The sequence below is a fragment of the Streptomyces sp. HUAS MG56 genome (assembly GCF_058673395.1).
In genome coordinates this window covers 6,454,178-6,477,236 of the sequence record NZ_CM178722.1, presented here as the reverse complement: position 1 = coordinate 6,477,236, position 23,059 = coordinate 6,454,178, and the positions used below count along the sequence as shown (strand labels likewise).

Below are 23,059 nucleotides of genomic sequence, written 5' to 3'. Positions count from 1 at the left end.
CAGTCGGACCGCTCATCCCATGGGCAACATCAGTCACCTTCGGAGCCTTCAGGGCCTTTGGAGCCTTCAGACGAACAGGCTCACGGCCGCCGCCACGGCGAAACCGGACACCGAGAGCACGGACTCCAGGACCGTCCAGGTCCTGAGCGTGTCGCGTTCGCTGATGCCGAAGTACTTGGCGACCATCCAGAAGCCGCCGTCGTTCACGTGCGAGGCGAAGATCGAGCCCGCCGAGATCGCCATGATGACCAGGGCCACGAAGGGCTGGGAGTGATCGCCCTCGGTGAGGAGAGGGGCCACGATGCCCGCCGTCGTCACGATCGCCACCGTCGCCGAGCCCTGCGCCACCCGCAGGACCAGCGAGATCAGGTAGGCGAGGACGATCACCGGGAGGCCCACGCCGTGGAAGGTGTCCGAGAGCGCCTGGGCCACCCCGCTCGCCTTCAGCACCGCGCCGAAGATCCCGCCCGCGCCGACGACCAGCAGGATGTTGCCGACCGGCTTCAGCGACGAAGTGGACACGGCCTCAAGGGACTTGCGGGTCCAGCCGCGGCGGATGCCCAGCAGGTAGTACGCCAGGAGCAGGGCGAGCGTCAGGGCCACCATGGGCGTGCCGAAGAACTGGAGGACCGAGCGGGTGGGGGACGGGTCCAGGACGATGGAGGAGAAGGTGGCCGCGAGGATCAGGACCAGCGGGGTGCCGATGATCGTCAGGACCACGCCCAGCGGGACCGGGTTCTCCCGTGGTTCCACGCCCTGCGCGCGCTGCTCCGCCGTCACCGCCCGCTTCGCCTCCTCCGCCGCTTCGGCCATGTCCTGCGGTACGGCGACGAAGATCCGCCGGCCGATCCAGGCGGAGAAGGCCCACGCGGCCAGTACGGCGGGGATGCCGCAGACGACGCCCATGAGGATGACCCAGCCGAGCTGGACGTGCAGCAGGCCGGCGGCGGCGACCGGGCCGGGGTGCGGGGGCAGGAAGGCGTGGGTCATGGAGAGGCCGGCGAGGAGGGGCAGGCAGTAGAGGAGGATCGACTTGCCGCCTCGTTTCGCCGCGGCGTAGACCAGCGGGGCCAGGACGAAGATGCCCACGTCGAAGAAGACCGGGATGCCGAAGATCAGGCCCGTCAGGCCCATGGCCAACGGGGCCCGCTTCTCACCGAACAACGTCAGCAGGCGCGCGGCCAGTACCTCCGCTCCGCCGCTCACCTCCAGGATCGCGCCGAGCATCGTGCCGAGGCCGATGATGATCGCGACGTGGCCGAGGATGCCGCCCATGCCGGACTCGATGGTGGAGACGGCGCTGGAGCTCTGGACGGTGCCGAAGAGTTCGGTGACCGAGAGGCCGGCCAGCAGGCCCACGGCTATGGAGACGGCGAGGAGGGCCACGAAGGGCTGGAGCCTGACCTTGATGATCAGGAAGAGGAGGAGGGCTATGCCGATTCCGGCGACCGTGAGGAGTCCGGGGGTGCCGCCCAGGAGGAGGAGCAGGCCGCCGGTGTGGGGTGGGGCGGGTGGGGTCGTCGCGGCCAGGGGGAGGGAGAGCGGATGGGACATTCGGGGGTCCTCTTCGTAAATGCATCGTGCTTTCGGGCAGGGCGGGGCGCGGCACGGCGGCCCGGGGGTGGGGGACGCCGTGCCGTGCGGGACGTGCGGGAGGTGAGGGATCGTCAGGGACTCAGCCGAGTACGGCGAGCGCGTCGATCTCGATGAGGAGGCCGGCCGGGAGACCGACGTAGACCGTGGTCCGGGCGGCGGGCGGCTGGGTGAGGCCCTGCTCCTCGAAGTAGGTGTTGTAGATCTCGTTCATCTCGGCGAAGTGGTCCACGTCCGTCAGGTAGACGCGGATCATCATCACGTCGTCCCAGCTCGCGCCGCCCTCTTCGAGGATCGCCCGGACGTTGGCGAGGGTCTGGAGGGTCTGCTCGCGCAGGGTGGGGCCGGCCGGCGTCGGGGGCCTGCCCTCCTCGGCGGGCAGGAAGCCGACCTGGCCGGCGACCTGGAGGATGTTGCCCTTCCGCACGCCGTGCGAGAACTTCGCGGGCGGGGTGGTGTGCGTCTTCGGGGTGAGCGCGGTCTTCTCGGTCATCAGGGGGTTTCCTTGATCGGGGTTCTGCCGGAGTACTCGCCGCTGATCGCGTCCGCCGTACGGCGCACCAGCGGGAGCAGGGTGAGGAGTTCCTCGGCGGTGACGACCACGTTCGGCGCGGAGACCGACATCGCGGCGACCACCCGGCCGTCGGCGCCGCGGACGGGGGCGGCGACGCAGTTGATGGACTCCTCGTGGCCGCCGAGGTCGGTGGCCCAGCCCTGTTCGCGCACCGTGGCCAGCTCCTTGAGGTAAGCCTCGGCGTTCGGTGTCGAACGGGCCGTGTACAGGGGGTAGTCGAGCCGGTCCGCGAGGGCGCGGCGCTCGGGTTCGGGCAGGTCGGCGAGGAGGAGCTTGGCGACGGCCGCGACCGTGATGGCGACGGGCTTGCCGATCCGGGAGTACATGCGGACCGGGTAGCGGCTCTCCACCTTGTCGATGTAGAGGACCTCGCTCTCCTCGTGGACGGCGAGGTGCACGGTGTGGCCGCAGGCCTCGTTGAGGCGGACCAGGTGGGGGTGGGCGATCTCGCGGATGTCGAGGTTCTCCATCGCCTCCTGCGCGAGGGCGAACAGGCGGGCGCCGAGGCGGTAGCGCTGGTCGGACTGGCGGTAGACCATGCCGTGTTCGTGCAGGGTGCGCAGCAGGCGAAGGGCCGTGGACTTGTGCACGCCCAGGCGGTCGGCGACCTGCCCGAGGTCTGCGGGGCCCTCGGCGAGCAGCGGCAGGATGCTCAGGGCGCGGTCGACGGTCTGGCTCATGGGGTGTTCGCCTCCTGTTCGGCCACGTCGGCTTGCGTCCAGCCGGGGCCGAGTCGAAGTCTCCCCCATGCGGCGCCGCCGAGGGCGCTCAGCCGGTCGGCGTGGTCCCGGGCGGGGGGCGGGGCGAGGTCGCCGGGGGTGGTGAGGGCCGCGGCGGCGAAGAGGTGGCCGTGGCGCAGCCGGACCGACAGGGGCAGGCCGCGCAGGGTGGCGGAGAGGAAGCCGGCGGCGAAGGCGTCGCCGGCGCCGGTGGTGGCGACGACCTCCACGCGCAGGGCCGGTTCGAAGACGGGCGGCCGATGGCTCGCGAACGCCGTCGCGCCCCTCGCGCCCTGCTTCACCACCAGCACGTCCGGCTCGGGCAGCGCCGCGCGGACGGCCTCGGGGCCGCCCTTGATCCCCCAGGCCTGCTCCGCCTCGTCCTCCCCCACAAACACCATGTCCACGCGCCGGGCCAGGTCCAGCAGCACCAGCGGCCCTTCGGCCGTACGCCACAGCCCCGGCCGGTGGTTCACGTCGAAGGAGAGCAGCGGCCGCCCGGCGCGGGGTGCCGTCAGCGCGTGCATCAGCTCCCGGCACTCGGGCGACAGCGCCGCCGTGATCCCCGACAGGTGCAGCACCCGGCCCGCCCGTGCCGCCCCGAGGTCCACGTTGCCCGCGCTCATCACCGACGCCGCCGAACCGGTCCGGTAGTACACCACCTCGTGCGCGCCCGTGCCGCGGTCGCCGGCCGTGCGGAAGTAGATGCCGGTGGGCCGGAGCGCGTCGGTGCCCACGGCGCTCGTGTCGACCCCGTATCCGGCGATCCTCTCGACCAGGTGCTGCCCGAACCCGTCCGCGCCCACGCGGCTCACCCATCGTGCGGAGTGCCCGGCGGCCGCCAGCACGCAGGCCACGTTGGACTCGGCGCCGCCGATCGCGCGGTCGAAGGAGGGCACGTCCGCGAGGCGTCCCGGGCGGCTGGGCAGGAAGGTGACCATGGATTCGCCGAGCGTCACGACGTCCACAGGCTCGTGCGGAACGGTCCTGGCGCACATGGTGTCGTAAGCAGCGTCGTCGATGATGACTCCTGTCGATGCCCGGGCGGCGGCTCCGTTGACCCGGTGTCGGCGAGATGCTAGACACCAGTTAGCAATACATGCAATGACCGTTGCACAGATTGCAACAGTCAGGAGAGGGGCTCCATGCGCACCGAAGCGCTCGCCCGGCTGGCCGAGGAACGTGTCGACCACCGCTTCAAGGGCCTCCCGCCCGACGCCGACGGCCTGACCGTCGGCGAACTGGCCGCCCAGCGCCGCAACCTCTTCCGCGCGGCCGACGGCTTCGCCACCCCCGTCCTCGCCCTGTCCGCCGAGCGCCTGGAGCACAACCTGGCGCTGATGGAGGCGTACGCCGCCCGGCACGGGCTGGCCTTCGCCCCGCACGGCAAGACCTCCATGGCCCCGCAGCTCTTCCACCGCCAGCTCGAACACGGCGCCTGGGGCATCACCCTGGCGGTGCCCCACCAGGTGCGCGTCGCCCGGGAGTTCGGGGTCCGGCGGATCTTCCTCGCCAATGAACTCGTCGACGCCGCCGCCCTGCGGTGGATCGCGGCCGAGCTGGCCGCCGACCCGGAGTTCCGGTTCGTCGCCTACGTCGACTCCGTGCGCGGGGTGGAGCTGATGGACGCCGCGCTCAAGGGTTGCGCCAGGCCCGTCGACGTCGTCGTCGAGCTGGGGGCCGGCGACGGAGCCCGCACCGGTGTGCGCACGGAGGCGGACGCGCGGGCCGTCGCCGAGGCCGTGGGCCGTGCGTCCGGCACGCTGCGGCTCGTGGGGGTCGCCGGGTACGAGGGCGAGGTGCCGCAGCCCGATCCGGAGCGGGTGCGGGCGTATCTGCGGCGGCTGGTGGCGCTCGCCGCCGGGCTGGACCGCGCCGGGCTGTTCAAGGGCGCGCAGGAGATCGTCGTCAGCGCGGGCGGCAGCGGCTGGTTCGACTCGGTGGCCGAGGTGTTCGCGGAGATCCCCGAACTGTCCGCGCCCGTGCTGAAGCTGCTGCGCTCGGGTGCGTACGTCTCGCACGACGACGGGCACTACCGCCGGATCACCCCCTTCGCCCGCGTCCCGGAGGAGGGCGCGCTGGAGCCGGCCTTCCGGCTGTGGGCGCAGGTCGTGTCGCGGCCGACCCCGGAGCAGGCCTTCGCCAACGCGGGCAAGCGCGACGCGGCCTACGACCTGGACCTGCCCGCCGCCCAGGTGGTACGCCGCGGCGAGGTCGAGCGCCCGGCCGACGGGATCACCGTGACCGGGCTGTCCGACCAGCACGCCTGGCTGCGCACCGAACCGGGCGCGGACGTGGAGGTCGGCGACTGGATCGGGCTCGGGCTGTCGCACCCCTGCACGTCGTTCGACAAGTGGCAGCTGATCCCGGTGGCGGAGGCGGACGGGACGGTGGTCGACTTCATCCGTACCTACTTCTAGGGGGCCTTCCGTGCAGGACCTGGTCATCCGGGACGCCGACGTCGTGGACGGCAGCGGCGAACCGTCGTACCGCGCCGACGTGGTGATCGACGGCGGGCGGATCGTCTCGATCGTCAAGGAGGCCGCCCAGGCCGGCTGCCAGCGCCCGCGCGCCATGCGGGAGCTGGACGCGGAGGGCCTGGTCCTCTCCCCCGGCTTCATCGACATGCACGCCCACTCCGACCTCGCCCTGCTGCGCGACCCCGACCACAGCGCCAAGGCCGCGCAGGGCGTCACGCTGGAGGTGCTCGGCCAGGACGGGCTGTCGTACGCACCCGTGGACGACCGCACGCTCCAGGAGGTGCGGCGGGCGATCACCGGGTGGAACGGGTACGGCGACGACCTCGTCGTCGACTGGCGGTCGGTCGGGGAGTACCTGGACCGGCTGGACCGGGGCATCGCCGTGAACGCCGCGTACCTGATCCCCCAGGGCACGGTCCGGGCGCTCGCCGTCGGCTGGGAGGACCGCGCGGCGACGCCCGAGGAGCTGGACCGGATGCGGCGGTTGGTGGCCGAGGGCATGGAGCAGGGCGCGGTCGGGATGTCCTCCGGGCTGACGTACACGCCCGGCATGTACGCCCCGGACGCCGAACTGACCGAACTGTGCCGGGTGGTGGCGTCGTACGGCGGCTACTACTGCCCGCACCACCGCTCCTACGGCGCGGGCGCCCTTGAGGCGTACACCGAGATGGTGGAGCTGGCCCGGGAGGCGGGCTGTGCGCTGCACCTGGCCCACGCGACGATGAACTTCGGCGTGAACAAGGGCCGGGCGCCCGAGCTGCTCGCCCTGCTCGACGCGGCCCTCGGCGCCGGCGCGGACATCACGCTGGACACCTATCCCTACACGCCCGGCTCCACCACGCTGGCCGCGCTGCTGCCGAGCTGGGCGAGCGCGGGCGGGCCGGAGGAGATCCTGGCCCGGCTCGGCGACCCGGCGACGGCCGGGCGGATCCGGCACGGCCTGGAGGTGACCGGCGCGGACGGCTGTCACGGGGTGCCGGTGGAGTGGGAGACGATCGAGATCTCCGGCGTCACCGCCCCCGCGCTGGGCGCGTTCGTGGGGCGTACGGTCCGGGAGGCGGCACGGCTGCGCGGCGAGTCCCCGTGGGACACCGCCCGGCACCTGCTGCTGGCGGACCGGCTCGGCACGACGATCCTCCAGCACGTCGGGCACGAGGAGAACGTCCGCGCGATCATGCGGCACCGGGCGCACACCGGCGGCTCCGACGGCATCCTGCAAGGCGCCAAGCCGCATCCGCGGGCGTACGGCACGTTCCCGCGCTATCTCGGCCACTACGTACGGGAGTTGGGCGTGCTGGGCCTGGAGGAGTGCGTCGCGCATCTGACGTCCCGGCCCGCGGCCCGGCTGAGGCTGGCGGACCGCGGGCTGGTGCGCGAGGGGTACCGGGCCGACCTGGTGCTGTTCGACCCGGCGACGGTGGCGGCGGGCGCCACCTTCGCCGAGCCGCGCAGGCTGCCCGTGGGGATCCCGTACGTCCTGGTCGACGGCCGGTTCGTCATCGAGGACGGCAGGCGGACGGACGTGCTCGCGGGCCGCTCCGTCCGCCGCGCTCCGAAGTGACCCTGTTTCCCTACGGCTTGGGCAGGGTGCAGCCGGAGGCGTCCAGGTTCAGCTTGTTGCCGGTGGTGAAGCAGGCCGGGATGCCGTACGTCTCCTCGGCGTAGTTGATGCCCTGGCGGACGGTGACGTTGCCGCTCTCGTCGACCTCGCAGGGGTTGTTCTCGGTGCAGCGCTCGCCGTCCTCGTTGCCGGTGTTGTTGACGGCCACGACGTTGCCGGTGGCGGTGTCGATCACCGGGGAGCCGGAGGTGCCGCCGATGGTGTTGCAGGCGGAGGTGTAGCGCAGGGAGTCCTTCCAGGTCCAGTCGCCCTCCTTCAGCCGGTACACGAAGCCGTCCACGGCACAGCTGTAGATCGTCTTCCAGTAGCCGGAGACGACCTTGATGGCGGTGCCGGCGGTCGGGTGGGTGTCCTGCACGGTCAGCGGGCTGATGCCGTAGCTCTTCTTGATCGCCGCGTACGTGGTGGTCGTGCGGTAGATCGTGACGTCCGTGTCCGTCATCGTCGAGTACACGACCTGGTTGGCGCGCAGGGTGGCGATCTTGCTGCCGGCGGAGTTCAGCAGGCCGAAGGTGCGGCTGGAGGACTGGCCGGTGATGACCTCGCCGGGGCTGGGGAAGCCGGTCTCCAGGCAGTGGCCGTTGGTCAGGACGAGGGCCGGGTCGGTGTCCGCGGAGCCGGGGAAGCGGATGACCGAGCCGGAGCAGTTGCTGAGCGAGACGGTGCCGGCGAAGTCGACCGTGACCGCCTTGGCCGCGGGCGCCTTTGCGGTGTGCGGCTGCGCCGGGTGCGGGGCGGCCACCGCCGGGGTCGCGCCCAGGGCGGCCAGGGCCACGGAGGAGAGCACGGCAAGGAGAGGCTTGTTCATGTGGGGGTCCCCTCTGACGACATGGGCGACCGGAGATCTTCCGGCCGCCCTCATGCTTGTCATGCGCATTCTCAAGGTGCGAGAGGGGTGTGAACAAGAAGGCGTCAAGCGCCATAGGGGTTTCCCTGTGCGCCGCTCAGCGTCCCCACGGGCGCCCGGCGGCACCACCCGCGTGTCTCACGTGGCGGAAGACACGGCCCACGAGGCGATACCGGGCCGTAAGCTCACACATATGCAGGTGATCCAGTCGACCAAGCTCGCCAACGTCTGTTACGAGATCCGGGGCCCGGTGCTGGAGGAGGCCATGCGGCTGGAGGCAGCCGGTCACCGCATCCTCAAGCTCAACACCGGCAACCCGGCCGCCTTCGGCTTCGAGTGCCCGCCGGAGATCCTGGAGGACATCCTCCGCAACGTCTCGACGGCCCACGGGTACGGCGACGCCAAGGGTCTGCTCGCCGCCCGGCGCGCGGTCGTCATGCACAACCAGACGCTCGGCATCGAGACCGACGTCGAGCACGTCTTCATCGGCAACGGCGTCTCCGAGCTGATCGTGATGGCCATGCAGGGGCTGCTCGACGACGGCGACGAGGTGCTCGTACCGGCGCCGGACTACCCGCTGTGGACCGCCGCGGTCTCCCTCGCCGGCGGCACGGCCGTGCACTACCGCTGCGACGAGCAGGCGGACTGGACGCCGGACCTCGCCGACATCGAGCGCAAGGTCACCGACCGCACCAAGGCGATCGTGATCATCAACCCGAACAACCCCACGGGCGCGGTCTACGACGAGGCGGTGCTCAAGGGGCTGACGGACGTCGCCCGCCGGCACAACCTGCTGGTCTGCTCCGACGAGATCTACGACAAGATCCTCTACGACGGCGCCACGCACACCCCGACCGCGAAGGTCGCGCCCGATCTGCTCACCCTCACCTTCAACGGCATGTCGAAGGCGTACCGGGTGGCCGGGTACCGGGTGGGCTGGATGTCGATCTCCGGGCCGCGCGCACACGCCGACTCCTACATCGAGGGCCTGACGATCCTGGCGAACATGCGCCTGTGCGCCAACATGCCGGGACAGCACGGCGTGGTCGCCGCGCTCAGCGGACGCCAGTCGATCAACGACCTGGTACTGCCGGGCGGCCGGCTGAAGGAGCAGATCGACACCGCCCATGAGCTGCTGACCCAGATCCCGGGCGTGAGCTGCGTGCGGCCCAAGGGCGCGCTGTATCTCTTCCCGCGCCTCGACCCGCAGGTCTTCAAGATCAAGGACGACCGGCAGATGGTCCTGGACCTGCTCCGCCAGGAGAAGATCATGGTCGTCCAGGGCACGGGCTTCAACTGGCCCGAGCCGGACCACTTCCGGGTGGTGACCCTGCCGACGGTCGGTGATCTGCGGGACGCGATCACCCGGATCGGGAACTTCCTGGACGGATACGGCCAGTAGTAGTCGACGGACTTCATTCCGTGACACGACTCAACTTTAGACGAAATCCAAGCTAGGATGGTTTCCTGTCACGCACAGGAGGCCATCCCCCATGTACGAACCGATCCGCACCAAGTCGGTCCACAGCACAGTGCCCGGCGCCTCCTGCGACTTCCCCCACCGGTCGCGCGAGGAGGAACTGGACATCCAGCTCGCCGGACACCTCGCCGCGCTCCTCGCGGTCACCGACGAACTGCGCGGGCTGACCCCGTCGGCCGACCTGGACACCGCCGCCGAGCGGCTCGCCGGACAGGTGGCCCGGCTCCGCGGCGGGCGCCCCCCGCTGCGGGCCACCGCGTCCGCCGCCGGCGACCCCGCCGCGCTGCACCGGCGCGCGCACACCCTCGCGGGCCGCGCGCTCGTCGTCGCCGCGTCGCGCGCCGACACGGCGGTGGCGATCCTGACGGCCGGGCGCATGGACGCCCACGCCGCCGCGCTCACCGACCCGAAGGAACTCAGCACCACCCGCTGACCCCGGCCGGGGCACCCCGCGGGGCGCGTTGCAGTGCCGGGGCCGTGAGACGAATCGCGGGAATCGTCCTCGCGGTGCTGCTGATCGGCGGTGCGGTGGCCGCCGCCGTCGCGGCCCTTCTGCTCGCCGCTCGTCGTCGTGGCCCACCGCAGCACGGCCGACGTCCTCGCCGCCAACGGGCTCGCGGTGCTCGACGGCAGGGGCGGGGCTGTACGGCGCGGGCGCGCTGATCGCCCCGCCGGAGCGGCCCGCGCGGCCGGACTTCCCGGGCCCGCTGGAGCAACTGGCGTCCGTCCGGGCCGACTTCGGGAAGCTGACGGACTGTCCGGCCGGTGTCGACCTGCCGTCCGAGGCCGCCGCACGGCTCGCCGCCCTCACCGGGCTGCCGGCCGCGCTGCTGGAGCCGGGCTGGGTCGCCGAGGCCCTGGCCCAGGACGCGGAGGCGGTGGACGCCTTCGTCCGCACCCGCTGGTGGACCCGGCTGGCCCCGGGCACCGAGCCGCCCGAGCGGCATCTGGAGCGCCGGCTCGGCGCGCTGCACGAGGAGGCCGAGCGGCCGGCCTCGGCGCTGCGGGACACAGAGGGGCGCCGGCAGGAGGCGCACCCGCGGCACTTGGAGGACCGGGGCAACTGACACGGGTGCCCCGCACGCCGTTGTGCGGGGCACCCGGGGTCGTCCCACGGCCGGTCGTGACGATCGCTGGTCAGGGCATCCCAACCGGCCGTGGAGTCCGGGGCGGGGCTACGGCACTAGCCGAGGCGCTCCACCAGGGCGTGGTACTGGTCCCACAGCTCCTTCGGGGTGTGGTCGCCGAAGGTGTTCAGGTGCTCGGGGATGAGCGCGGCCTCCTCGCGCCACACCTCCTTGTCGACCGTGAGCAGGAAGTCCAGGTCGGACTCGGACAGTTCGAGACCGTTCGTGTCCAGCGCGCCCTTCGCGGGGAGCACGCCGATCGGCGTCTCGACGCCCTCGGCCCGGCCGTCGAGGCGGTCCACGATCCACTTCAGGACGCGGGAGTTCTCGCCGAAGCCCGGCCAGACGAACGTGCCCTCGTCGTTCTTGCGGAACCAGTTGACGTAGTAGATCTTCGGCAGCTTGGCCTGGTCCTTGCCCTTGGCGACGTCGACCCAGTGGCCCATGTAGTCGCCCATGTTGTAGCCGCAGAACGGCAGCATCGCGAACGGGTCGCGGCGCAGCTCGCCGACCTTGCCCTCGGCGGCGGCGGTCTTCTCGGAGGCCACGTTGGCGCCGAGGAAGACGCCGTGGTTCCAGTCGAAGGACTCGGTCACCAGCGGCACCGCGGAGGCGCGGCGGCCGCCGAAGAGGATCGCCGAGATCGGCACGCCCTTGGGGTCCTCCCACTCGGGCGCGATGATCGGGCACTGGGCGGCGGAGACCGTGAAGCGGGAGTTGGGGTGCGCGGCGGGCTCGGCCGAGTCCGGGGTCCAGTCGCGGCCCTTCCAGTCGGTCAGGTGGGCCGGGGTCTCCTCGGTCATGCCCTCCCACCACACGTCGCCGTCGTCGGTGAGCGCGACGTTGGTGAAGACCGCGTTGCCCCACAGGGTCTTCATCGCGTTGGCGTTGGTGTGCTCACCGGTGCCGGGCGCGACGCCGAAGAAGCCGGCCTCGGGGTTGATCGCGTACAGGCGGCCGTCCTCGCCGAACCGCATCCAGGCGATGTCGTCGCCGATGGTCTCCACGGTCCAGCCGGAGATCGTGGGCTCCAGCATGGCGAGGTTGGTCTTGCCGCAGGCGCTCGGGAAGGCGGCGGCGACGTACTTGGACTCAGCCCGGCTGGAAGCAGAAGGGGGCGGGGTGAGCTTGAGGATCAGCATGTGCTCGGCCAGCCAGCCCTCGTCACGCGCCATGACGGAGGCGATGCGCAGCGCGTAGCACTTCTTGCCGAGCAGGGCGTTGCCGCCGTAGCCGGAGCCGTAGGACCAGATCTCGCGGTCCTCGGGGAAGTGCGAGATGTACTTGGTGGAGTTGCACGGCCACGGAACGTCCTGCTGGCCCTCCTCCAGCGGGGCGCCGAGGCTGTGCACGGCCTTCACGAAGAAGCCGTCGTCGCCGAGTTCGTCGAGGACGGCCTGGCCCATGCGCGTCATCGTGCGCATGGAGACGGCGACGTAGGCGGAGTCGGTGATCTCCACGCCGATCGCGGACAGCTTGGAGCCGAGCGGGCCCATGCAGAAGGGGACGACGTACATCGTCCGGCCGCGCATCGAGCCGCGGAAGATCCCCTTCTCACCGGCGAAGATCTCCCGCATCTCGGCGGGGGCCTTCCAGTGGTTGGTGGGGCCGGCGTCCTCCTCCTTCTCGGAGCAGATGAAGGTCCGGTCCTCGACGCGCGCGACGTCGGACGGGTCGGAGGCGGCGTGGTAGGAGTGCGGGCGCTTGATCGGGTCGAGCTTCTTGAACGTTCCCTTGGCGACCAGTTCTTCGGCGAGCCGCTCGTACTCGGCCTCGGAGCCGTCGCACCAGACCACGCTGTCCGGCTGCGTCAGTTCGGCGATCTCGTTGACCCACGAGATCAGTTCCTGGTGGTTGGTGGGGAGGGGAGCCGCGTTGTCGCGCGCCACGGTTGCTCCTAAGTGAGGGTTTTTGGTTTGTCGCCCCGTGGGGGCCGCGACCCGGATGCTTCGCCGCGCCGATCTTGCGCGCGCTCATCCGGTGCCGACCGCACTCATTTGATCATCCGATGCGAATGCCCATCTGTCCAGGGGGCGTCACAGGTGAGCGACGTGACCCATGCCACGATTTTCATGAGTTCCGTGATTCTTTGCGTCCATGTTGGATTCAGCGGAAAGTTCTTTTGCGTTTTCCCTGGTCACCATCAGCCGTTGACGGACGACTTACGGTGTCGTAGGTACCATGCGCGCATGACTGCGTCCGTCCCCGACGCGCCCACGGACACGCCGGCCCACGGCCGCGGTCCCACCGCGCTCTCCTTGCCGCAGCAGGTCAAGCCGAAGCTGCGTGGCTGGCTGCACCTCGGCATGTTCCCGGCCGTACTCATCGCGGGGCTGGTGCTCACCGCCCTCGCCGACTCCACCAGAGGCCGCATCGCCTGCGGCATCTACATCCTGACGGCCTGCCTGCTCTTCGGCGTCAGCGCGCTGTACCACCGGGGCAACTGGAGCCCGCGGATGGACGGCGTCCTGCGCCGCCTCGACCACGCCAACATCTTCCTGATCATCGCGGGCACCTACACCCCGCTGACCCTGCTGCTCCTGCCGGGCGGCAAGGGCGAGTGGCTGCTGTGGGGGATCTGGGCCGCCGCCGCGGCCGGCATCGTCTTCCGCGTCTTCTGGGTCGGCGCCCCACGCTGGCTCTACACGCCCTGCTACCTCGCGATGGGCTGGGCGGCCGTCTTCTTCCTGCCGGACTTCATGCGCACGGGCGGCATCGCCGTCCTGGTCCTCGTGATCGTCGGCGGCCTGCTCTACAGCGCCGGCGGCGTCGTCTACGGCTTCAAGCGGCCGAACCCGTCACCGCGCTGGTTCGGCTTCCACGAGGTCTTCCACTCCTTCACGCTGGCCGCGTTCGTCGTGCACTACGTCGGCATCTCGCTGGTGGCGTACCAGCACGCGTAACCCCCACCGCCCACCACGGCCACAGCTCACCCGAGCTGTGGCCGTTTTTCATGCGCGTGACATCAACTCCCCATTGACAGTAGCCATATTTTGATAGCTACTCTCATTTCATGGTTGCTGTCACTGCGAACCCTCGACGCTGGTGGGCCCTCGGGGCCCTGGTCGCGAGCATGCTCACGCTCGGCTTCGACATGACGATCCTCAACGTGGCGCTGCCGACGATGGCCGCCGAGCTGGGCGCCGGGACCGGCGAGCAGCAGTGGATGGCAGACGCGTACGTCGTCGTCTTCGCCGCCCTGATGCTCCCGGCAGGCCTCCTCGGCGACCGGTTCGGGCGGCGCCGGATGCTGATCACCGGACTCGCCCTCTTCCTGGCCGGCTCCCTGATGGGTGCGCTGGCTCCCGACGTGAACTGGGTCGTCGCGGCCCGGGCGTTCATGGGCGTGGGCGGCGCGCTCGTCACCCCGCTCGCCCTGTCCGTGCTGCCCTCGCTCTTCGGCGCCGACGAGCGCGCCAAGGCCGTCGGCATCATCTCCGCCGCCTCCGCGCTCGGCCTGCCGCTCGGCCCGATCATCGGCGGCTGGCTGCTGAACCACTTCTGGTGGGGCTCGGTCTTCCTGGTCAACGTCCCGATGGCCGCGATCGGCATCGCCGCCTGTGTCCTCCTGCTCCCCGAGACCGGCGACCCCGCCTCCCCGCGCGTCGACGTCCTGTCCGCCGCGCTCACCGCGACCGGCCTCGGCGCCCTCATCTACGCGATCATCGAGGCGCCCGACCGCGGCTGGCACGACCCCCTGGTCCTGACGACGTTCGCGGCGGCCGCGGTGCTGCTCACCGCACTCGTGCTGCGCGAGCGGCGGGCCGAGCGCCCCATGCTCGACATGACGCTGCTGGCCCACCGCGGCTTCCTGTTCAACACGCTCGCCGCGACCCTGGTGATGTTCGTGCTGTCGGGCCTGCTGTTCGTGCTGCCCCCGTATCTCCAGGCCGTCCTCGGCCACGACGCCCTCGGCACCGGCGTGCGGCTGCTGCCGATGATGGGCGGCCTGATGGTGGCCGCGCGGGGCGCCCAACCGGTCGTCGCCAGGTTCGGCGCGCGGGCCGTGGTGAGCGCCGGGCTGGTGGTGCTGGCCTTCGCCGCGCTGCTCGGCAGCCGTACGACGGCGGGCTCCGGCTACGGCTTCGTCGCGCTGTGGCTGTCGATCACCGGCGTCGGCTTCGGCTTCGCCGTCGTGCCCGCGATGGACGGCGCCCTCGCCGCCCTGCCCCGCGACCGGGCCGGCAGCGGCTCGGGCCTGCTGATGACGCTGCGCCAGGTCGGCGCCGCCGTCGGCATCGCCCTGCTGGGCAGCCTGCTCGCCGGGATCTTCCGCGACCGGCTCGACGTCACCGGGCTGCCCCCGCACGCCGCGCACACCGCCGGCGACTCGGTGGTCGCCGCACACCTGATCGCCCGGCAGGCGGGCCCCGAAAGCGCGGCCCGCCTCGCCGCCTCCGCGAACGACGCCTACGTCCACGGCATGGGCGTGACCTTGCTGGTGTGCGGGATCGCCGCGCTGGCCGCCGCGCTGCTGGCGGCGGTCCTCCTGCCGAGGACGCCGTCACCCGCGCGGGAGGCGGAAACCGACGGCGCCACCATGGTCGTCGCCGCGGAGGATGCCTGACAATGAACCGTATGACGGCCGCACGTTCCCCCCTCTCCCCCGCCGAGCGCCCCCAGCTGGGCCTGCGCGAACGCAAGAAGATCAAGACCCGCGAGGCCATCCGCACCGCGACGTACGCGCTGATCAGGGAGCAGGGGTACGACGCCACGACCGTCGAGCAGATCGCCGAGCGGGCCGAGGTGTCGCCGTCGACCGTCTTCCGGTACTTCCCGACCAAGGAGGACATCGTCCTCACGGACGAGTACGACCCGCTGATCGTGGCGGAGTTGCGCGCCCGGCCCGCCGGCGAGCCGTGGATGGAGTCGATGCGGCACGTCATGCACAAGGCCCTGGAGGCCGGCACGGGCGAGGACCCCGAGGTGGTGCGGCTGCGCACCCACCTCACGGTGCAGGTCCCCGCCGTCCGCTCCCGGATGTTCGAGAGCATGTCGGAGACCGGCCGCCTGCTCCGCGGCGCCCTCGCGGAACGCTACGGCCTGGACCCCGACGCCCTGGAGGTCCGCGTCTACGCGATGTCCCTGATCGGCGGCCTGATGGAGGTCTCCATGTACTGGGCCGAGAACGACTTCGCGGGCGATCTGGGCGACCTCATGGACCGGGCCCTGACCGTCCTGGACCGGGGCCTGCCCCACGAAAACCGCTGAGAGCGCCCCGCCCCGGCATGCGATGCTGACGGGGTGAACGCAGCCGAGATCCACGTCGAAGTCGCCCCCGCGCTCCATGTGTTCGTACCGCAGTCCCGGCGCGGTGGTTCGACGGTGCTGGCCACGGACGGCGTCTCCACCCTCGGCCATGTCATCGAGTCCCTGGGCGTCCCGCTGACCGAGGTCGGCGCGCTGGTCGTGGACGGCCGCGAGGTGCCCGTGTCGCACATTCCGCGGGCGGGCGAGCAGGTGCGCGTGCGCCCCGTCGAGCGCCCCCAGCGGGTCCCCGGCGCCCCGCTCCGCTTCCTCCTCGACGTCCATCTGGGCACCCTGGCCCGCCGCCTGCGCCTCCTCGGCGTGGACACGGCGTACGAGTCGACGGACATCGGCGACCCCGCCCTCGCCACCCGCTCGGCGGCCGAGAAACGCGTGATGCTCAGCCGCGACCGTGGCCTGCTGCGCCGCCGCGAACTGTGGGCCGGCGCCTTCGTCTACAGCACCCGCCCCGACGACCAACTCCACGACGTCCTCGACCGCTTCGCCCCCGACCTGCGCCCCTGGACCCGCTGCACGGCCTGCAACGGCCTGCTGAAGCAGGCCACGAAGGACGAGCTGGCCGACCAGCTCAAGTCCGGCACCCAGCGCTCGTACGACGTCTTCGCCCAGTGCACGTCCTGCGGCCGGGCGTACTGGAAGGGCGCGCACCACGACCAGCTGGAGGCGATCGTGGAGCGCGCCCTGTCACAGCACGGCTAACGCCTGCTCGCATCCCCCTTGTCGCACGCGGTTCCGTTCCTGTTCCGGTCCAGCCCCAGCGGGTCGTCGCCGCCGTTGACCTTCAGGAGCCCGTAGCCGTTGCGCTTCAGCCAGGCGCACCGGGCGGCCGTCGTCTTCTGCACCCCGGGCGGGAAGGCCGTCGGCACGCAGACGTTGATCGAGCCGTAGTGCCGGTCGCAGCCGGACAGCGTCGGGCTGACCTGCTGGGACGTGCGCTTCTTGGCGGGCCCCGCGACCTTGCCGGTGAGGCCGTCGGCGAAGGCGTGGATGTGCGGGGACGCGGCGGTCAGGGCCGCCGGGCCCGTCAGGTGCACCCACTGGGCCACCGAGGGCACCCCGTTGGCGTCCACCGCGAAGAGCATGTACCAGCCGGGCGGCGCCAGGTTGGGGTTGTTCGTGATGTTCAGGTCGACGTTGTTGCCGTCGACCGAGAGGGGCAGGTCGACGAAGCGCTGGTTGGGATCGGAGGAGTGGGTGACCGCGGCCGGGCGGATCAGCTCCGCCTTGGCGATCGGGCGGTCGACGGTGATCCGCTGGGTGTCGCCGTACTTCCACTCCTGGCTGATCACCGAGGTGATCGTCGGCCGGGGGCCCTTGAAGAGGTAGGGCGGGGTGTAGATCGACACGTTGTGGTTCCAGCTGCCGTTGCCCGGGTTGTCGCCGGTGGCCATCACCCGGCCGTCGGGCAGCAGGAACGCCGAGGAGTGGTAGCCGCGGGACTCGGGGTCGGCGGCCACCTGCTGGAAGGCGTTGGTGGCGGGGTCGTACAGCGAGGACTCGTACACCGGGTTGGCGCGGTTGTGCAGGGCGCCGCCGGTCTCCAGCACCTTGCCGTCGGGCAGCAGCACCGTGGAGACGTACATCTTGCCCTGGCTGCCGGTCTCCGGGACCTTGCCGTTGCCCAGGTCGACCGTGCCCTGCGGGATCGGCGGACCGGCGACGTACGACGGGTTCGCCTGCTTGAGGTCGATCACGTCGGTGAGGCGGCCCGCGTCCGGGTTGGAGTCGATGTTGCCGCCGCCGACCGTCAGCACCCGCTGGTCCTGCGCCGGAGGCAGCAGCACGGACGACGACTGGTCCCGCTGGTCCTTGTTCTGCAGTCCCGGGATCTGGGTCACCGTGTTGGCGCCGTAGTCGTAGATCGCCGAGCCGGTGCCGGGGATGTTGTTGCCGAAGACATGGCTGCCCGTGTAGAAGAGGCGGCCGTCCTGCATGAGGACCATCGCCGGGTACAGGCCCCAGAACGACCAGGTCTGGTTGACCTTCCACGTCGGCAGCCACTGCTGGTCCTTGTCGGACCAGCGCTCGGCGGTCACGGACCCGGTGGAGTCCTCGCGCAGCCCGCCGAAGGTGATGACGTCACCGTTGCCCAGCTCGGTCGCCGACGGGTACCAGTGGCCGTCGTTGAGGTCGTTGGTCCTGGTGTAGTTCTCGGTCTTCGGGTCGAAGATGTACGAGTCCTTGAACCCCTCGTACCCGTGCGTGCCGTTCGGGTCCGGATAGGCCTTGTTGCCGCTCAGCACGAGCACCCGGCCGTCCTGCAACTGCACATGCCCCGCGCAGAACATGTCCTTCGGGGTGGGGATCACCTTGTACGTGCCGTTCACCGGGTCGTACACCGCGCTCGTGAACGTGCCCGCGTTGAAGGCGTCCTGACTGTTGCCGGAACCGGCGATCAGCAGCACCTTGCCGTTGCTGAGGACGACGGAGTGCATGGAGCGGACCGGGTTCTGCGTCGGCAGGACGGACCAGCTGCCGCCCGCGCACTGGTCGTTGGTGCCGGTGCACTGGGCGGGCGGGGTCACGTCCGGGACCTGGTCCATGGTGTAGTCGTCGGTGGTCGCCGAGCCGGTGCCGTAGACGGAGACACCCCAGGTGATGCGGTCGGTGCCGGGCGGGATCTCGGGGGTGCGGACGGTGGCCTGCGTCCAGGCCGAGGCCATGTCGAGGGTCTTGACGTCGGTCCAGTACTGCCAGCCGGCGGTCGTGTCGTGCCGGAACAGCGTGACGTTGGCGTCCGGCGTGGTGGTCTTGTACCAGACCCCGAGGTCGTACTGCTTGCCGACGGTCACGGCCGGTGCGCAGTCGGTGGACTCGGTCAGCATCGCCTTGCGGTCGCCGTCGACCCGGCGGGTCAGCGTGACCTTCATGGCCGTCGACCCGGAGTGCGCGTCCGAGGTCGTCTCGAAGCTGAAGTCGTTGTCGCCCCAGCCCGATTTCTCCCAGCAGTACGGCATGCCGTCCGTGCCGGCGGTCTCGAAGCCGGGGTTCTTGATCAGGTTGGCGGCCTCGGCGCTCTGCGGCGCGGCCAGGAGCAGACCGGCGGTCAGGGCGCCCACCCCGGCCAGCGCGGTCCGTCTGCGGTACTTGCTCAAGCGGCTCTCCTTGCTCGGCTCCCCCGGCGGCGGGGGAGGTAGACCAGCGCTTCGGTCCCGACGAAGCGCAGGACGAACGTCATGACCAGCGCGAGTGCGGTGGCCGGCAGGGCGCCCATGCCGAACCGGCCGACGAGCAGCGCGATCAGCGGGATGCGCAGCACCAGGTCGGCGTTGGCGAGCAGCGTGAACCGGCCGAGCCGGTCCCACCAGCGGCGGTGCGCGCGCCGGTCGCGGAACAGCAGTTGCTCGATGAGCAGGAAGTTCCAGGCGACGCCGAACTGGTTGGCGAGGATCTCGGCGGGCACGTAGTGCATGCCGAGGTCGGTGAGCGCCCACAGCCCGGCGAGGTTCGGCACGAACCCGCTGGCACCGATCAGCCCGAAGCCGACCATGCGGGCGACGGGCGAGGCGGTGCGCAGTCCGGCCAGATGGCGCAGGAAGCGGAAGCCCTCCTGCGCGGTCGACTTGGACTCCCCCGCGAACCGTTCCTGGAAGACGAACGGCACCTCGGCGACCCGGCCCGGACGGCTGCGGACGGCCAGCTCCAGGAGGATCTTGTAGCCGAGAGGCTTCAGCACCTCGGCGCTGACCGCGCTGCGCCGGATGGCGAAGAAGCCGCTCATCGGGTCGCTGATGCCGTGCAGCCGGCGCGGGAAGAGGGCCTTGGTGAGCCAGGTCGCGCCGCGCGAGACGGCCACCCGGTAGCCGCCGGCGAGCCCGGCCCGGCTGCCGCCCTCGATGTACCGGGAGGCGACGACGAGCCCGGCGTTCGCCCGCTCGCCGGTGGCCACCAACTCCGGTATCAGGGACGGCGGATGCTGGCAGTCGCCGTCCATGACGACGATCCACTCCGAGGTCGCGGCCTTGAGCCCCTCGACGACCGCCCCGCCGAGCCCGCCGACGGGTTCCGCACGGTGCAGCACGGCCACCGGGAACGGGCAGTCCTGGGCGGCCGCGCGGATCACCTCGGGGGTGTCGTCGGTGGAGTCGTCCACGAAGACGACCTCACAGGGCAGCCGCGCGGGCACCGACTCGGTGATCAGCCGCAGCAGCCGCCGGATGTTCGCGGACTCGTTGAAGGTCGGGACGACGACGGTGACGGCGCCGGGCTCAGCTATCTCTGCGGCGTCCAGGCCGGGTATCGGGGCGGTGTACTCGCTCATCGGGCGCCGCCCACTGCCTGGATCCGGCGGATCTCGATGCGGTCCGGGCCGCTGCCGAAGGTGGCGACCGGCACGGAGTGCTGGATGGCGGCCCTGACACCCGGCAGGTCCTTGGCGTCGCGGCGGACGGTCGGCGAGGCGACGACGTAGTCGATGTCCCGCCAGCCGTGCGGCAGGGTCCTGGTGACGGCCGGGTCGAGGTCGGCCTTGTAGAACCAGATGGCGCCGAGCCCGGGCCGGTACCCGGCGTGCACGAGGTCCAGCCAGAGGGCGTCGTCGACGAGGACCCGGGTGTCCTTCGGGTCCGCCACCTGGGTGCCGAGCCAGTGGGAGGCCTGCCGGTAGGGCTTGTTGGCGTCGGCGGTGACGGCGGTGCGGTCGCCGTCGTACCAGTGCGGCACGACGTAGGCACAGGCCGCGAGGGCGAGCACGGCGACGGCCGCGTACCGGCCGCCGGTGACGTACCGCCTCTCGCTCTCGGTCCGCCGGCGGCGCAGCACCGCGTGTGCGACGCACGCCACGCCGCCCGCCAGCACCAGGGCGAGGAAGGGCAGCGCGCCGATGATGTACATGGCGGGCAGATAGCCGTTCGGGCGCAGGGCGACGAGCGCGAGGACCGCCACGGCCAGGGCCGGTCCGGTGAGCGCGCGGGCGGTGCCGGACCAGCGCCGGGTGAGCAGCAGGAGCAGGGCTCCGGCGAGGCCGCCGAGGGGCAGGACGCGGTCGTAGTACAGCCAGGAGTGGAGCACGCCGTACGACCCCGAGCCCCGGTCGAGGAGGAAGCCGGAGCCCGGCCGGGACATCTGGTAGGTGATGCCGTCCCACAGGGACACGTGTCCGGCGCCGGGGAACAACTCGCCCTTCAGCAGCGCGAAGAGCGGATACGACAGGCCGATCAGGGCGCAGGCGGTGACGGCTCCGGTGAGGGCGAACTTACGGGTGTCGCGGTGGCTGTGCCGCCACATGGTGACGAACAGGGCGGGCAGGACGACGAGCATCGTCTCCTTGGTGAGCACGCTCGCGGCGGCGGCGAGGCCCGCGCCGAAGTGGTGCCAGAGGTGGCGGCTGGGCGAGGCGGCGAGGCAGAACGCCAGCAGCAGCCACAGCACGGCGATGTTGTCGAGGAAGATCTCCCGGCTGAGGACGACCGCGAGCGGGGAGAGCCCGAACAGGGCCGTGCCGAGCGCGGCGGCCCAGCGCGGCAGCGAGAGCCGGCGGCCGAGGACGTAGACGAGGACCGCGCTGACGCCGCTGATCCCGAGCATGGCGAGGCGCATGGTGGCGACCGTCATGGAGCCGGGGCTGAGCGCCGAGGGGATCCAGCCGAGCAGGGCTATCTGGATCCAGCCGAGCGGTGGGTGGTCGTACCAGTAGGTGTAGTGGGCGAGGCCCCGGCCCTGCTGGACGGCCCAGGCCTGGGCGAGGTAGGTGCCCTCGTCGTCGCTGAGGGTCGGGTAGTCGGCGATGTTCCAGCCCTGGACGACGAGGATCACGACGAGCAGGGCGCCGCAGAGCAGCAGGTCGGGCCGGGAGGAGCGGAGCCGTACCGGTGGCTCGGCCTGGCCCGCCGGAGGGTCCGTGGGCACAGGCCGGCCCTGCGCGGGGACCGTGGCTGCGGTCACCGCGGGAAGAGTGGAGGTCACGCGGGAACGTCCTCTCGGATCGGCTCGGCCGCGGTGAGGTGCGCGCCGACGTGCGAGGTCAACTCCCAGTCGTTCCGGCCGCGTTGCTCACGCCACACGGCGCGGATCGCGGCACCGGCGAGGAGGACCTGGTAGAAGGGGCCGCCCACGATGAGCTTGACGTAGTGGGTGAGGCGGACCCGCAGGCCGTACTGGACGCCGAAGTCGTGCAGCCCGACCACCTCGAAGACGAAGGTGACGACGGCGGTGACCAGCGGCAGGAAGGTGAGGAAGGCGACGCCGACGGGCACGTCGAGGAAGAGCGCGACGGCCGCGTTCAGCGGGATGACGACACCGGAGAAGGCCTGCATGAACGGGGTCATCAGGGTGTACCGGGCGAGCAACCGCTGCCCGAATCCCGGGAGTTCGCGCCAGTCCTTCTTCCGGTACACCTGGAGGAAGCCCTGGTTCCAGCGGGTGCGCTGCTTGAGGAGCGACATGAGCGAGCCCGGCGTCTCCTCGCGGGTGACCATGTCGGAGTCGTAGGCGACGACGACCTTCTTGCCGACGGACGAGAGCCGCACGCCCAGGTCGCAGTCCTCGGCCAGGCAGTCGGGGTCCCAGCCGTCGGCCTCCCTGAGGACCTGCGTCCGGACGAAGACGGTGTTGCCGCCGAGCGGGATGAACCCCTTCTGCGCGTGCAGGTGCAGCCGGGAGCGGAACCAGAAGAAGTACTCCAGGCAGTTGCGCAGGCTGTACCAGCTGGAGTGGAAGTTGATGAGCTGGACGCCGCCCTGGACGACGTCCGCGCCGGTCGCGCGGAAGGCGTGGTCGACGTGGGCGAGCAGCTCCGGATGGACCTGGTCCTCGGCGTCGAAGACCCCGACGACGTCGCCGCGGCAGTGCGGCAGCGCCGTGTTCATGGCCTTGGGTTTGTTCTTCTTCTCGTGGGTGTCGACGACGACCCGCACGCGCGCGTCACGCGTGGCGGCCTTCTCGGCCACCTCCGTGGTCTCGGGGTCGTCGTGCCCGACGATCACGATGATCTCGAAGTCGGTGTGTGTGGACTCCAGCAGCCGCTGGATGGTGTGGTCGAGTACGGCTTGCTCGTGCCGGGCCGGCAGGAGCAGCGAGAAGGACAGCTGCTCGCCCCCTTCCGGTCTGCCGAAGCGGGTGGAGGCGAGCACCTCGGGCGTGCGCCACGCGTGCATCTGCCACCACAGGGTGAACGCCGCCATCCAGAAAAGGGCAAGCGAGACGGCAGCGATGAAGACAGACGTCAGCAAAAGATCCCCCCAGATCCCCCTGAATCCCCTGAGCGCACGACGGTCGGTCATCACCGGGTCACTCGTCGTGTCGCTGTGGAGATCGTAGGAGGGATCTGTGAAGTGTGGGAGCTCTTCAGATAAATAGCTTGTTTCGGAACGGGGATGCGGTAAGCGGTATCTATCCGAACACCCGCTCACT

Annotated in this window: 19 protein-coding genes; 9 read left to right on the top strand and 10 right to left on the bottom strand. The window is 71.1% G+C overall.

Features of this window, described 5'->3' with window-relative positions; all coding sequences use genetic code 11:
* Positions 1 to 66: 66 nt before the first annotated feature.
* The 4 genes from AC4OXY_RS30660 to AC4OXY_RS30645 all read right to left on the bottom strand — a co-directional run bounded on the left by AC4OXY_RS30660 (position 67) and on the right by AC4OXY_RS30645 (position 3,884).
* Positions 67 to 1,554, bottom strand: a complete 1,488-nt coding sequence (locus AC4OXY_RS30660; RefSeq protein WP_402063905.1) for a GntP family permease — start codon at positions 1,552 to 1,554, stop codon at positions 67 to 69.
* Positions 1,555 to 1,675: 121 nt separating this feature from the next.
* On the bottom strand, positions 1,676 to 2,086 hold the full coding sequence (locus AC4OXY_RS30655; RefSeq protein ID WP_356026353.1) for a RidA family protein: 411 nt from the start codon (positions 2,084 to 2,086) through the stop codon (positions 1,676 to 1,678).
* Positions 2,086 to 2,847, bottom strand: coding sequence for an IclR family transcriptional regulator (locus tag AC4OXY_RS30650; RefSeq protein WP_491991417.1), 762 nt, complete (start codon positions 2,845 to 2,847; stop codon positions 2,086 to 2,088). Before AC4OXY_RS30650 ends, AC4OXY_RS30655 begins: the two co-directional genes overlap by 1 nt.
* Positions 2,844 to 3,884, bottom strand: coding sequence for a sugar kinase (locus AC4OXY_RS30645; protein WP_491991416.1), 1,041 nt, complete (start codon positions 3,882 to 3,884; stop codon positions 2,844 to 2,846). The genes AC4OXY_RS30650 and AC4OXY_RS30645 overlap by 4 nt, the downstream gene beginning before the upstream one ends.
* A 147-nt stretch (positions 3,885 to 4,031) precedes the next feature.
* Here AC4OXY_RS30645 and AC4OXY_RS30640 point away from each other — a divergent pair, with 147 nt between their 5' ends.
* Together AC4OXY_RS30640 and AC4OXY_RS30635 are read left to right on the top strand one after the other, a co-directional pair.
* Positions 4,032 to 5,306 (top strand): amino acid deaminase, encoded by a 1,275-nt coding sequence (locus AC4OXY_RS30640; RefSeq protein WP_356026345.1) that lies wholly within the window; start codon positions 4,032 to 4,034, stop codon positions 5,304 to 5,306.
* Positions 5,307 to 5,316: 10 nt separating this feature from the next.
* Positions 5,317 to 6,927: an N-acyl-D-amino-acid deacylase family protein gene (locus AC4OXY_RS30635; RefSeq protein WP_491991415.1), complete on the top strand. Its 1,611-nt coding sequence runs from the start codon at positions 5,317 to 5,319 to the stop codon at positions 6,925 to 6,927.
* A 10-nt stretch (positions 6,928 to 6,937) separates the two neighbouring features.
* Here the strand turns inward: AC4OXY_RS30635 and AC4OXY_RS30630 are convergent, their stop codons facing one another.
* Positions 6,938 to 7,795 carry a trypsin-like serine peptidase gene (locus AC4OXY_RS30630; protein WP_362818374.1) on the bottom strand — a complete coding sequence of 286 codons (858 nt, stop codon included), beginning with the start codon at positions 7,793 to 7,795 and terminating at the stop codon, positions 6,938 to 6,940.
* Between the two features lie 232 nt (positions 7,796 to 8,027).
* On the opposite strand from AC4OXY_RS30630, the gene AC4OXY_RS30625 reads away from it, so the two are divergent.
* The 3 genes from AC4OXY_RS30625 (at position 8,028) to AC4OXY_RS30615 (ending at position 10,381) form a co-directional block, all read left to right on the top strand.
* A complete protein-coding gene (locus tag AC4OXY_RS30625) occupies positions 8,028 to 9,236 on the top strand; it encodes a pyridoxal phosphate-dependent aminotransferase (RefSeq protein ID WP_356026339.1) in 1,209 nt (402 codons plus the stop codon).
* Positions 9,237 to 9,327: 91 nt separating this feature from the next.
* The gene (locus tag AC4OXY_RS30620; protein ID WP_376291238.1) at positions 9,328 to 9,747 is read left to right on the top strand and encodes an SCO4983 family protein; all 420 of its coding nucleotides are present in this window, start codon (positions 9,328 to 9,330) and stop codon (positions 9,745 to 9,747) included.
* Positions 9,748 to 9,955: 208 nt separating this feature from the next.
* Positions 9,956 to 10,381 (top strand): hypothetical protein, encoded by a 426-nt coding sequence (locus AC4OXY_RS30615; protein ID WP_491994662.1) that lies wholly within the window; start codon positions 9,956 to 9,958, stop codon positions 10,379 to 10,381.
* Positions 10,382 to 10,497: 116 nt separating this feature from the next.
* Here AC4OXY_RS30615 and AC4OXY_RS30610 read toward each other — a convergent pair whose 3' ends face one another.
* A complete protein-coding gene (locus AC4OXY_RS30610) occupies positions 10,498 to 12,330 on the bottom strand; it encodes a phosphoenolpyruvate carboxykinase (GTP) (RefSeq protein ID WP_356026334.1) in 1,833 nt (610 codons plus the stop codon).
* Between the two features lie 300 nt (positions 12,331 to 12,630).
* Between AC4OXY_RS30610 and trhA the strand changes: the two genes are divergently transcribed.
* From trhA to AC4OXY_RS30590, 4 genes are all read left to right on the top strand, one after another.
* Positions 12,631 to 13,344 (top strand): PAQR family membrane homeostasis protein TrhA, encoded by a 714-nt coding sequence (gene trhA / locus AC4OXY_RS30605; RefSeq protein ID WP_356026332.1) that lies wholly within the window; start codon positions 12,631 to 12,633, stop codon positions 13,342 to 13,344.
* Positions 13,345 to 13,454: 110 nt separating this feature from the next.
* The gene (locus AC4OXY_RS30600) at positions 13,455 to 15,008 is read left to right on the top strand and encodes an MFS transporter (RefSeq protein WP_376291233.1); all 1,554 of its coding nucleotides are present in this window, start codon (positions 13,455 to 13,457) and stop codon (positions 15,006 to 15,008) included.
* A gap of 11 nt (positions 15,009 to 15,019) precedes the next feature.
* Positions 15,020 to 15,652: a TetR/AcrR family transcriptional regulator gene (locus AC4OXY_RS30595; RefSeq protein ID WP_467492605.1), complete on the top strand. Its 633-nt coding sequence runs from the start codon at positions 15,020 to 15,022 to the stop codon at positions 15,650 to 15,652.
* A gap of 33 nt (positions 15,653 to 15,685) precedes the next feature.
* On the top strand, positions 15,686 to 16,408 hold the full coding sequence (locus AC4OXY_RS30590; protein WP_362818368.1) for a Mut7-C RNAse domain-containing protein: 723 nt from the start codon (positions 15,686 to 15,688) through the stop codon (positions 16,406 to 16,408).
* Here the strand turns inward: AC4OXY_RS30590 and AC4OXY_RS30585 are convergent.
* Genes AC4OXY_RS30585 through AC4OXY_RS30570 form a run of 4 tightly spaced genes read right to left on the bottom strand, consistent with a single transcriptional unit; the run spans position 16,405 to position 22,878 of the window.
* The gene (locus AC4OXY_RS30585) at positions 16,405 to 18,804 is read right to left on the bottom strand and encodes a galactose oxidase early set domain-containing protein (protein WP_491991414.1); all 2,400 of its coding nucleotides are present in this window, start codon (positions 18,802 to 18,804) and stop codon (positions 16,405 to 16,407) included. The genes AC4OXY_RS30590 and AC4OXY_RS30585 overlap by 4 nt on opposite strands.
* Entirely contained in the window at positions 18,801 to 19,970 is a 1,170-nt protein-coding gene (locus AC4OXY_RS30580) for a glycosyltransferase (protein ID WP_356026320.1), read from the bottom strand. The genes AC4OXY_RS30585 and AC4OXY_RS30580 overlap by 4 nt, the downstream gene beginning before the upstream one ends.
* Positions 19,967 to 21,613 (bottom strand): ArnT family glycosyltransferase, encoded by a 1,647-nt coding sequence (locus AC4OXY_RS30575; protein WP_491991413.1) that lies wholly within the window; start codon positions 21,611 to 21,613, stop codon positions 19,967 to 19,969. Before AC4OXY_RS30575 ends, AC4OXY_RS30580 begins: the two co-directional genes overlap by 4 nt.
* On the bottom strand, positions 21,610 to 22,878 hold the full coding sequence (locus AC4OXY_RS30570) for a glycosyltransferase (protein ID WP_402063921.1): 1,269 nt from the start codon (positions 22,876 to 22,878) through the stop codon (positions 21,610 to 21,612). The genes AC4OXY_RS30575 and AC4OXY_RS30570 overlap by 4 nt, the downstream gene beginning before the upstream one ends.
* Between the last annotated feature and the right edge of the window lie 181 nt (positions 22,879 to 23,059).